Source organism: Streptomyces sp. NPDC002573 (assembly GCF_042889625.1).
GTDB classification, from domain to species: domain Bacteria; phylum Actinomycetota; class Actinomycetes; order Streptomycetales; family Streptomycetaceae; genus Streptomyces; species Streptomyces gibsoniae.
Genome location: NZ_JBIARC010000039.1, coordinates 33,954 through 45,250 on the forward strand (window position 1 = coordinate 33,954; position 11,297 = coordinate 45,250).

Sequence of the window (11,297 nt, forward strand, 5' to 3'; positions counted from 1 at the left end):
ACTACCGCTAGCGGCTGCGTCGATCGGCAGGCGTCACCAACCCGGTCTGCAACAGTACCGGAGCTTGCCGGCGCGTCACCAGCTGAGCCCTTCCGGGCGGCAGCTGACGTGGCCGGGCGTCGCCGAGGAAGGAGCCCTCCTCCCTACTGCACGACAGCATGAGTCCGGGCGTACCCAACTCCCACAGCCTTCTGATCACCGGATCGGACATCGCCCGCGAGGCGCCGGAACTCGACCGGGCTACGACCAGATGCAGCCCGATCTCTGCACCCTGGGGGAGCAGGCCCAACAGCGGGGCTAGCGGACCGCCGCCCAGGCCGCCAGCGACCAGCTCGTAGTCATCGATCAGCACATACAGCTGCGGTCCGCTCCACCAGTCTCGCAGGCGCAGCTGTTCCGGTTTGATCTCGGGGCCAGGCAGCCGTCCCCGCAGCGTCTCCGCGGTGGATGCCATTAGGTCTGCGAGGGCCGACTCGGAGACCGCGTAACCGAGCTGGGTTCGCTCGGGGATCCACTCGTACAGATCCCTCCGGTAGTCGGCGGTCATGATGCGGGCCTGCTGTGGGGAGTAGCGCTGGACAACGGACCTGGCGATGAGCCGCAGCAGGTTGGTCTTGCCAGACTCGGTGTCACCGAAGACCATGAGGTGCGGCTGCTCGTTGAAGTCGTGCCATACCGGTTCCAGCCGCTGATCGTCCAAGCCCAGCGGAACTTGCAGGTCTTCGGTGGGCGGCGGCAGCTCCGCCACTGGTATCCGGTGAGCCAGTACGCGCAGCGATGGCGCCGGCTGGCCGGCCCAGGCCTGGGCGATCTCCGCGATCAGAGAGCCGGTTGCCTCCGCCAGATCCTCCACGGAGCTTGAGCCGTCCGCACGCGGCAGGGCTGTGAGGAAGTGAAGTCCTTCGGAGGTGATGCCCCGGCCGGGCACGGCTGGCACACGAGCCGCCGCACGGCCCCCCACCACCGATTCCAGGGTGTCACCCAGATGAAGTTCGAGCCGGGTGCCCAGCAGGTCGCGCAACCACGGACGGATCTCCGACCATCGACTCGCCGTGACTACCACGTGGACACCGTAACCGAGCCCCCGGTTGGCGAAGTCGGTGATGAGCGGTTCCCAGTCCTCGAACTCCTGGCGCAGTGTGAACCAGCCGTCGACGACCAGGAACACATCACCCCAAGGGTCCTCGGTGAAGTGCTGCTCAAGGCGCAGTCGCCGGTAGGCGGCCATCGACTGGATGCCCAGCTCGGCGAACCGGCGCTCTCTGCTGGCGATCAGCTGGCCGACCTCGGCGAGGATACGGCCCGCCCGCTCCGGTTCGACGCGGGTGGCGACGCCGGAGACATGCGGCAGACCGGTCAGCCCGGTCAGCGTGCCACCGCCGAAGTCCAGGCAGTAGAACTGCACCTGCCAGGGAGTGTGCAGCAGGGCCAGTGCGGTGATCAACGTGCGGACCAGTGTGCTTTTGCCGCTCTGCGGTGCCCCGACGATGCCCACATGACCCGCTGCGGCGGACAGATCGACGGCGAGGAGCTCACGCACCCCGTTGAAGGGCCGGTCCACGATGCCCAGTGGCACGGCCAATGCGCCGCGTGACTCCGGGTTTGCCGCCGTCAGACCCAGTTCGGGATCCGGCGACAGCGGGGGAAGCACATGGTCCAAGCTCGGCGGGTCGGCCAGCGGGGGAAGCCACACCTGCCTAGCTGGCGGCCCACAATTGCGCAGGCGGTCGAGTAGTACATCAAACAGGGACGGGACATTCCCCTGGCCCAGCTCAGCACCCTCCGGCGGATCGGCCTGCGGCAGCGGCATGTCGGGCTCCGCCGAGACCTGGAGAATCCTCGAGCCGAAGGCCACGACCTGGCGCTCGACCACTGAAGGGGGGCGCCTGGGCTCGGGTGTCCGGTACGGCCCGGACACGTAGGCCGCTTTGAACCGGGTGAGGTTCTGGTCCGACTTGAGATAGCCGTTGCCCGGCGCGGAGGGGAGCTGGTATGCGTCCGGAACATCCAGCACGCTCCGGCTTTCCGACGCCGAGAACGTCCGCAGGCCGATGCGGTAGGACAGATGAGACTCGAGCAGGTGTATCCGACCCTCGTCCAGTCGCTGAGAGGCGAGCAGCAGGTGTACGCCCAGGCTCCGTCCAAGCCGCCCCACCATCACGAAAAGGTCGATGAACTCCCGCTTGGTGTTGAGCAGTTCGCTGAACTCGTCCACCACCAGGAACAGGGTCGGGAGGGCATCGATAGGGGCTCCCTGCATTCGTGCCCGCTCGTGGTCAAACAACGAGCTGTAGCCGGTGCGCCGCAAGTATTCCTGGCGCCGCACCAACTCGCCCTGAAGGGCGTCCTGCATCCGGTCCACCAGGGGCAGCTCGTCAGCCAGGTTGGTAATGACTGCCGCGGTGTGCGGAAGGCTGTCGAGCCCGGCGAAGGTCGCGCCACCCTTGAAATCGACCAAGACGAAGTTCAGTACCTCGGAGGAATGAGTCGCCGCCAGTGACAACACCAGCGTCCGCAGCAGTTCGCTCTTGCCGGAGCCGGTCGCTCCGATGAGCATCCCGTGCGGCCCCATGCCGCCCTGGGCGGACTCCTTGATGTCCAGCTCTACCGGGGTGCCGTCCTCGCTCACACCGATCGGCACGCTCAGCCGGTCCTGCGGCGATCTTGTGGACCACAAGGACTCGGGGACGAACGTTCGGGCGTCCCCCACACCCAGCAAGGTGGTGAGTTCCAGGTCCGTGGTCAGCGGGTCGGCAGACTCGCTGGAGGTGCTCATCCGGTACGCGGCCATCAGACGGGCGAGTGTGCGGCACCGAGCGGCGCTCAGCACATCTGGGCGGCCGACGCGCGTGGTGACGTCCTTGCCGGTGCGGTCGGTACCGACCGTTTCGATGAGCTCGGCGCTCACCTCGAGCCGCAGCGTGGCCTGGTGCGCCTTCCAGGGCAGCGAATTCGAGATATCCAGGACCGTGGTGTTGCACATCCCCGCGCCCGCCATCCGGGTCTTGGTCGGCAGCGGCACGCCGTCGAGGATGATCAGGAGGTACGGCTCGTCCTTGCGCAGTGCTGCCGACGGGTCGAAGCGGGAACGATCGGTGAACTCGCCCCCCAGTAGCCGCTCCAACTCCTCATAACTGTCCGCGATCAGGCGCACCTGGCCGGCGCCGTCGTGCTCGTCCTGATGCAGTGCGTGCGGCAGCCATTTCACCCAGTCCCACTCGGCGCCGTGTGCGTCGTCCGTGCACACGGCGATCCGCAGATTGTCAGGTGCGTGGAAGGCCGCCAACTGGGCCACGATGGCACGCACCACGCCACGCCGTATCTCCTCGTCCCCGCGTACCAGCACCCGGGCGAAGGCACGCAGGTAGATCGTCACGGGTAGACTCGGTACAACTGCGTAGGCCCGGATGAAGCGCCGCAGCGCCGAGGCGCACAGCGGCTCCAGATCCTCGATGGGCTTGGTCTGCGGCGCCTGGAGCCGGGTGGCGAGCCGCTGCTCACCTGTGCCGACACGGACTTCGCCGAAATCGTCATGGGTGATGCGCCGCTCCCACAAACGCGAGCTCATTGCCACGGACCACAGGGCCGCCGGGTCCGGGTGCAGCCACGACATCGCCTCCCGTTGCCGCCTGGCTGTCCGGCGAGCCTGTCGGCGGGACTGCGTCATGTACCGCAGATAGTCCCGCCGTGCCCCCTTGAGTCGGCGCTTGCGCTCTCCCGCCGAGTTGCCAAGCTGCCCAAACAACATCATCACCATCGACACCGTCATCGCGCCGGAAGTGAGGTAGGTGATGGCTTTTGCTCCGGGCTGAACAAACATCAGCATCATGGCGCCGGAGGACACGCCCATCGGCAGATACATCATCGCCATCGACAGTCCGCCGCCCTGCTTCTCCGGCAGGATCGGCGGCTCTTGAAGGTCGATCTGGCCCTCGGGGAGCGCTGGACCCGTCCTGCGCGGAGGGCGGCGGAAAACTACCGTGGTCACCGAAGGGGCCTCCTTGAACCTCTGGGGTATCCCCAGCCGATTACTGATTGAGGGGCACAACGCCCCTGGGGCGGGCCACCACTCCCAGGAACGTGCCCGACGCCCCCGAAGGTTCGAAAGCGGGTGCACCGAGGTGATCGGCAGTTCGGCAGCAGAGATGTGCAGGCTGGTCGTGGTGTGCCGGGGACGGCAGGCGGAGGTCGCGGTGCCCGCGGGCGTCGCCGTCTGCGACCTGCTCCCCGCGCTCCTCCGGCATGCCGGGGATGACCTCGCTGACGCCAGTCAGGAGCATGGCGGCTGGGTCCTGCAGAGGCTCGGCGGGGCTCCGCTCGACGAGGATCGCACCCCCGCAGCACTGGGCCTGCGCGACGGAGACATAGTGATGCTCAGTCCACGGGACGAGGCGCTGCCGGAGATGGACTTCGACGACCTCGCCGACGGCATCGCGATGGGCATCCGGGCCCGGCCGGACCGCTGGCGGGAGGAGACAACCCGCAAACTGTTGCTAGGCTCCGCATTCGCCTTCCTGGCCGCAGGCTGGGCTGTCCTGGTCCCCGCCGGTTCCGCAACCCCACGGGCAGCGGCAGCCGGCGGGGCCGCTGCGCTGCTGGTCCTCACCGGCGGAGTTCTGGAGCGCAGACTCGGGGACTCGACCGCAGGCACCATGCTCGGTGCCGCCTCTCTGCCCTATGCCGCGCTGTGTGGAGTCTTGGTCTCCGGGGACAGCTCGGCGGTCATCCGTCCGGGAGCGTCAGGACTGTTGACGGCCGGGTGCGCCGCCCTTGTCACAGCGGTTCTGGCGCTGCTGCTGGTCGAGCGCTCCCGTCCGCTCTTCGTCGGCGCCGCGGCGGTCAGCGCAGCCGTGATCCTCGGCACCCTACCGCTGGTTGCCGGATGGTTCACTGCCACTCAGTCGTCGGCTGTCTTGCTGGCAGTCGCGCTCGTGCTGGCCCCGGCCCTACCGATGGCCGCCTTTCGGCTGACGAGCCTGCGTGTCAACGTCCTGCCGACCGGAGCCGAAGACCTGGACGAGGACATCGAACCGGTCCCAGCCGAGCCGCTGCTGGAACAGGTGGGAGTGGCCGACAGCTTCATGACAAGCCTGTTCTGCGCCATCGGCGTGGTCTGCATCGTCTGCCTGGTCCGGCTTCTCACAGTGCCAGGTTGGGCACATACCTCGCTCGGCGTCACCGGATGCGTCGTGTTGCTACTGCGCAGTCGGGTCCTGCTCAGCGCCTGGCAGCGACTGGCGGCGCTCGCCCCGGCGGCGCTGGGTCTGCTGCTGTTCGCGGTGAGCCTCGCGGCGCGGCTGCCGGTCGGCCCCCGCGTCGCCGGGGAGCTGGTGGGCCTGCTGGCGGCCGCGTCACTGCTGGTGGTCGGCTCCCGCACCTTGCCCGGGAGACGGCTCCTGCCCTATTGGGGTCGGGCCGCCGACCTCTGCGAAACAGGCGCCGCGCTGAGCCTAATCCCACTTCTGTTTCAGGTGCTCGGACTGTACAGCTACGTGCACGGCCTGACCGGCTGAGGTTAGCCGGATCTCAGGACACCGCCCTATACCACCGACGAGGCGAAGAGAGCGATGCAGAGCAAGCAAGACCAGCTCCAGGCCCACCTGTTCGTTGTAGGGCGGGTAGTGTCGGCTCTGACTCGAGGCGAGCCCGATGCCGCCGAGACGCCCATGCGCCGGTTCACCACGGCAACCCTCGGTAGCGTCGTGGTGGCCGCGCTCTTGCTGGTCGGCTTCGGGGTATATGGGCTGGTTCGCCCGGGCTCAGGCACCGCCTGGCGAGAACCGGGGACGGTGATCGTGGAGGAGGAGACAGGCACCCGATACGTGCTGATGGATAAGGTGCTGCACCCGGTTCTGAACTACGCGTCCGCACGGCTGCTCCTGGGCTCCGCAGCTAAGGTCGTCCAGGTGCCGCAGCGCTCGCTCGGTGGAGTCCCGCGCGGTGCGCCGGTCGGTATCCCCGGCGCGCCGGATGGCCTGCCCGACCCAACCAGGCTCGGCGGCCGCCAGTGGACGCTGTGCTCCGCCCCTGCGCCCGACGCAGCCGGATCCCCGGCCATGCGGACCACCGTGTCCCTGGACCGTGCCCGGCCGCTGACTTCGCCGTCGGCCGATCAGGCTGTACTGGTCCAGACCCCGGGCGGCGCACAATACCTCGTCTGGCACGACACGCGGCTGGGCATCCCCGACCGGGCGGCGCTGGTGGCCCTCGGCTACGGCAGTGCTGATCCGTGGCAGGTCTCCGACCAGTGGCTATCAGCGCTGCCGTCCGGCCCCGCTCTCCGGGCCCCCGCGGTGCCGCACCGGGGCAAGAGCGGCCCGCGAATCCGCGGTCAAGCGACCAGGATCGGGCAGGTGCTGTCGGTAGGCAAGGGCACCGGCGGGCCTACCAGCAGCTATTTTCTGGTGCTCGCGGACGGCCTCGCACCGTTGACGGGTACGCAGGCCGCGCTGCTGCTCGGCGACCCCGCCAGTCGGCAGGCTTACACAAACGGCCAGGTCACCGCGGTCGCGGTGGGTGCCTCGGATGCCGCGGCGATGCCAGTTTCCGGCCAGAAGGTCTCTGAGGGCGCCCTGCCGCTCATGCCACCCGCGCTCGTGGGCCCTCTCCCTGACCACCCTTGGACCCCCTGCTTGCGTCTGGTCCTCGGCCAGGACGGGGTGCTCGCGACCGTCCGGATGGGCTTCACCGAAGACAGGTCGGCGGCTGACACCGGGGTTGTCCGGGTGCTTGTAGCGCCGGGTGGGGGCATGCTGGCGCAGAGCCCGGCCACCCACGGGGCGCCCAGCTCGGCCGTGTACCTGGTGACCGACCTCGGTGTGAAGTATCCGCTCGTCTCGTCAGGTTCCGCTGCGGCGCTCGGGTACAGCGACTCACCCGTTGTGCTGGTGCCGGCCGCCCTCCTCGCGCTGCTGCCGACCGGGCCGGTACTAGACCCGAAAGCCGCTGAACGAGAGCCAACGTTCAATGGGGAACATTAATTGCTGTAAAACATCCCAGTCCCGGGGAAAATTGGGCCCACAGGCCCTCCTTCGTAAACATGTATCCCTCTATGTTGCTGTGACATCAGAGGCTCCGCGCCGCAATGATCCTTTCCCCAACCCCGGAAGCCAGGTGGTATCCCGTGGTGTCACCCGATACGTCGAGCGGTTTCAACTTCGTCGACACCAATGCCATGCGCCAGGCGGTGAGCCGATTTGAGGACACCGACGCGGCGCTGTTGAAGATCAGGGCAAACGTCGAGGGCCAGCTGGCCGTGCTCAGCACGGCCTTCACCGGCGAGACGGCCACAAACTACAACAGGCTGATGGCGGAATGGACGAGCAAGTTCGAAACGATCCGTCAGAAACTCTCGGCCATGAACGTGATCCTGAAAGACAACACTGCTTTCTACGAGCGAGCCAGCGCAGAGAACCTGGCGACCGTCGACGGCCTCCGCCCGATAATGGCTGATCCCGCTCACGGCTCTGGAATGTGAGGAACTCATGACCACTCAGTACAGCATGAAATTCCAATCCGTGGATACGGTCATCGCCGACCTCTTCGCGGCCAACGCCCAGATCCAGCAGCAGCTCGATCAGTTGGACAGCAACGTCAAGGCACTCATCGCTCGTTGGTCCGGCGATGCCGTGCAGCACTACTACCCGCTTCAGCTCGAGTGGAACAACGCGTGTAAGGGACTTAGCGATACGCTCAACAGCTCGGGCCGGGTGCTTGAGCAAGTGGCTCAAAACACCAAGACAACCGAGCTCAAGAACGCTGCCATGTTCACATTCGGGCGCTGAGCGACAAGCGGGTCTGACGACGGCGCCCGGAGGCGACAGCCCCCGGGCGCCGCCGTTCCGGCGGGCAAAGCGACGAATAGCACGAGGAGTAACCATGGAAATCGACGCCGACGATCTAGCGGACTTTCGCCGCGCCCTCGCGCAGGCGGGTGGGGCCCCAACACCGACGGTCCCCGCAGGGGCCTCGCAGGCCCCTGCGCCTCCTGTTCCCGGGATCTGGCGCGCCCCACGCCCGGCCGGAAATGGGGACGTTGTCGTCACGCGCGACGTGCTCGCGAATTTCATCGAAGCACTACGGGAGTGTGTGGCCCCGATTGATCGTGCCCAGGTTCCGCTCGCTAGCATCACTGGAACCCATGCAGGCTATTTCCCGCACGGTATGGATCTGGACAAGAAGATCGGCCACAGCGGAGAGGGTGATATCAAGGACGTCTTGGACAACGGCGTCCGTGTGCAAGAGCAGATAAATACTTGTTGCCGTCGGCTCGATGACGTCCTCAGGCGGTATGACACCACCCAAGAATTGAACGATAACCTCGTTAACGAACTTTCAAGGATCATCGGCGAATCCTTCAGTGGGTCTGCACTGCCGGCTTCATCCGCTTCAACGTCGATGCCTGACTCTCCTCAAGTCAGCACTCCGGACTCCGCGCAGGTGTCGACTAACTGACCGAGCCCGCTGGACGACGGGCAGTGCTTAGATGCACTGACGCTCACCACCGCAACTGGGCACGGGCGATACTCCATTAGCCGCCGCCAAAGGGCGACAACTAGGCTCGGAAGGTGCGAACGGTGGCCAACACCTCGTATGATATCCCGACTAACCGTGACTACGGTACCTGGGACTTCAGGCAGATACTGCACGTTTTCACAGGCCAATTCGAAGCCTACCAGCCCAAGGATGCTGCCGGGGATGAGAATTTTTATCCCCCAGATCCTCAGTCCCTCTTGCGAGCCAGTACGACAATCGGCGACGCCGGCGCTGCCTTTGCCGAGACCGGTGCGGCGATCGCCGACCTCGTTGAACAGGTGAAGCGGGGTTACTGGTGGAAGGGACCGACGGCGGATACCGTCAGCGACTTCCTCACGGCGGCGAACATGGTGCTGCAGGACCAAGCCGACACCCTGTACCAGCACCAGCAAAGTGTCCACGCCACAGGCGTCGCATTGGCGCAGACCGCAGACTACGTCCAGGAGGTCTGGACGACTGCGTGCCGCACCCTCGGCGAGTGGTGGAGCAAATACGGCCCATTGATGAAGTTCGCGGGAGTGGCTCCCAAACTTGCTCCTGTGGAGACGCACGACGACGGCATGACGTACTACCGGGTGGGGGATTACCCGGCGTTGGCGGAACCCATGACGGCCAGGATGAGACAGGCCCTCAACAACTTGGCGACCGTGTACAGCGTGGAGATGGCAAGGATGACGGCGCTGGGCCCGGCGGACTTCCCTAAAACTGGGACAGGTGGAAGTGTTAACTTCTCGTCGCCGGTGACAGGCGACGCGCTCCGGAATACCTTCGACAGGACGCAGCAGCAGAACCTTGGTGATGCGGTTCTGGGTTCTGGTGGGCCAGGAGGCGCTGACCAGTCGGTGGGAGGGCCGGACTTCGGCGAGGGCTTGCGTTCCGGGGGGCCCGGTAGCAACGGAGACCCTGCCGCTGACCTGGCAGGGGCGTCCGCAGCGTTCGGGGTACCTGGCTTGGGCCTGGGCGGGTTGGATGCCCTCGGCGGTTCCTCCCGCGGCCTGTCGGCGGATCTGCCTGCAGGGCCGAACTTCGGCGGGCTCGAAAGTTCCGCCTCTGGACCAGGTGATCTGGCCCATGACTCGTTGGCCGTCCCGAATGGCTCTGCTGAGCCCGCGATGCCACTCCTGCCCGTTTTCGGGTCGCGGACTCAGCTGAGTCCGCGATCTGAGACTGTCGGTTTGCCCAAGCTGCCAGCAAGCTCCGGCCCCACGTTCCCCGACGAGCCAGGCCTTCCCAGCACGTTGGGTCGACCGCCAACCCTGGGCCGTGCGGGCCAGACCGAGCCTGTTGTCCCTCCACGATTCGGCAAGTCGGGACTGCCAACCCTCGACTCCAGCATTGAGAGTGTCGCTCTGCCCGGGCCGTCCCGGTTCAAGACTGCAGCTAAGCCGACAGCACTCGAAGAAGAGTTCGCCAACCTCCTTCGCTCGGACCCGAAGGTTGCGGCAATGACTGCGGCGGCCCAGGAGGCCCGGGGAGGCGCGCTCGGATCCGCCGGTGCCCTGGACTCGGTCGGCGCCCGTGTGGCAGCCGCAGGTCCGCAAGGCGCCACCGCCCTGGCGGCACGGACAGCCGCCGAGGAAGGTGCTGCCGAGGCCGGAGTTGCCAGCCGACTGGCGGGTGCGGCAGGAGCGGCGGCTGGTCCCGGAGGCATGTACGGCGGCATGCCGTACATGCCTCCGATGGGTGCCGGCCTTGGGCAGCGGCCGGGTGGTGGAGAGAGGGAGCGGACCACATGGCTGCTTGAGGACGACGGCGTGTGGGGTGCTGACCGACAGGTTGGAGACGGCTCGATCGGCCGTACAGCTCAGCGGTGAAAAACACAGAGAGAGAGGACGAGCGTCATGGAACCGTTCGCGGGTTTGGATCTGGAAGAAATACAGCAGCAGTTCGAAAACCGTCTCGCTGATTTCACGTCACTGCACAGCAGGATACAGTCGATATGGGCATCGGCCACGTCCCCCCGGCACCTGCTGACCGCTACCGTCAGTGCACAAGGCGACGTGACGCATCTGAAGTTCCACACAGACGCCTATCGAGCCATGGCTCCGTCCGAGCTGGAGAGTGTCGTCCTGGAAACGATCCAGCGGGCCCGCAGGGATGCCCTGGATCGCATGAAGGAGCTGGTGGCTCCGCTGGCTCCCGCAGGCATGAGCATCGATGACGTCTTGGCCGGCCGATTCGATGTGAAGGACATCATGTCAGGGCAGCCGTTCGCCAAGGGCGACGCGTGGTCGTCCATCGCAGTCGCCGCCGACTCCGAGGACGAGGACGACTGAGGGCCTACGGACATTTGGGTCCTCAGTCCCTATGCGCCATGGGCGATCCCTGTCTAGGGTTCCCCATCTCGAGCGCGCATATTTGCGCAGAGACCTGCCCCTGACCCGGCACGGTTTCCGTTCGGCTCTGCGTCGGGTCAGAGCAATCCCTCCAGGAGCTGATCCGGTAAAGGCGGTCGCAGATGGAAGCCGACTACATGTCAGTTGACACAGGAGCTCTCAGGAGCCATTCCCAAAATCTCGGCGAACAAGCCGATGCGTCAAGGGCTGCCCTAGAGAATCTGCGGACTTCTCTGGACACCCTGGGCAAACCCTGGGGGCACGACGACGCCTACGCCGAGGCCTTTGAGCAGGTGTACGTGCCGGCCTGCAAGCAGATCCTCGAGGCTTTTGAGACATTCGGAGAAGGCCTCAGGAACATGAGTCAAGCCGTGCGCGGCGCCGCAGTCAACTACGAGACTGCCGACACCGAGTCGGCGGTGTAAG

At 66.3% G+C, this 11,297-nt stretch carries 9 protein-coding genes; 8 read left to right on the forward strand and 1 reads right to left on the reverse strand.

What is annotated here, in order from left to right; translation table 11 throughout:
- Nucleotides 1–7 precede the first annotated feature (7 nt).
- Complete coding sequence (gene eccCa / locus ACFYX0_RS30420; RefSeq protein ID WP_388974793.1) at nucleotides 8–3,988, reverse strand: type VII secretion protein EccCa; 3,981 nt, start codon at nucleotides 3,986–3,988, stop codon at nucleotides 8–10.
- Between the two features lie 157 nt (nucleotides 3,989–4,145).
- Here eccCa and eccD point away from each other — a divergent pair, with 157 nt between their 5' ends.
- The 8 genes from eccD (at nucleotide 4,146) to ACFYX0_RS30460 (ending at nucleotide 11,296) form a co-directional block, all read left to right on the forward strand.
- The gene (eccD, locus tag ACFYX0_RS30425) at nucleotides 4,146–5,513 is read left to right on the forward strand and encodes a type VII secretion integral membrane protein EccD (protein ID WP_388974833.1); all 1,368 of its coding nucleotides are present in this window, start codon (nucleotides 4,146–4,148) and stop codon (nucleotides 5,511–5,513) included.
- A gap of 54 nt (nucleotides 5,514–5,567) precedes the next feature.
- On the forward strand, nucleotides 5,568–6,980 hold the full coding sequence (gene eccB / locus ACFYX0_RS30430) for a type VII secretion protein EccB (protein ID WP_388974795.1): 1,413 nt from the start codon (nucleotides 5,568–5,570) through the stop codon (nucleotides 6,978–6,980).
- A gap of 143 nt (nucleotides 6,981–7,123) precedes the next feature.
- Nucleotides 7,124–7,477 carry a WXG100 family type VII secretion target gene (locus ACFYX0_RS30435; protein ID WP_388974797.1) on the forward strand — a complete coding sequence of 118 codons (354 nt, stop codon included), beginning with the start codon at nucleotides 7,124–7,126 and terminating at the stop codon, nucleotides 7,475–7,477.
- 7 nt (nucleotides 7,478–7,484) lie between these two features.
- The gene (locus tag ACFYX0_RS30440; protein WP_388974799.1) at nucleotides 7,485–7,784 is read left to right on the forward strand and encodes a WXG100 family type VII secretion target; all 300 of its coding nucleotides are present in this window, start codon (nucleotides 7,485–7,487) and stop codon (nucleotides 7,782–7,784) included.
- A 94-nt stretch (nucleotides 7,785–7,878) separates the two neighbouring features.
- Nucleotides 7,879–8,454 (forward strand): hypothetical protein, encoded by a 576-nt coding sequence (locus ACFYX0_RS30445; protein WP_388974800.1) that lies wholly within the window; start codon nucleotides 7,879–7,881, stop codon nucleotides 8,452–8,454.
- A 122-nt stretch (nucleotides 8,455–8,576) separates the two neighbouring features.
- Entirely contained in the window at nucleotides 8,577–10,349 is a 1,773-nt protein-coding gene (locus tag ACFYX0_RS30450; protein ID WP_388974802.1) for a hypothetical protein, read from the forward strand.
- A gap of 27 nt (nucleotides 10,350–10,376) precedes the next feature.
- Nucleotides 10,377–10,811, forward strand: coding sequence for a YbaB/EbfC family nucleoid-associated protein (locus ACFYX0_RS30455; RefSeq protein WP_388974804.1), 435 nt, complete (start codon nucleotides 10,377–10,379; stop codon nucleotides 10,809–10,811).
- Nucleotides 10,812–10,993: 182 nt separating this feature from the next.
- On the forward strand, nucleotides 10,994–11,296 hold the full coding sequence (locus tag ACFYX0_RS30460) for a WXG100 family type VII secretion target (protein WP_388974806.1): 303 nt from the start codon (nucleotides 10,994–10,996) through the stop codon (nucleotides 11,294–11,296).
- Nucleotide 11,297: the final 1 nt, after the last annotated feature.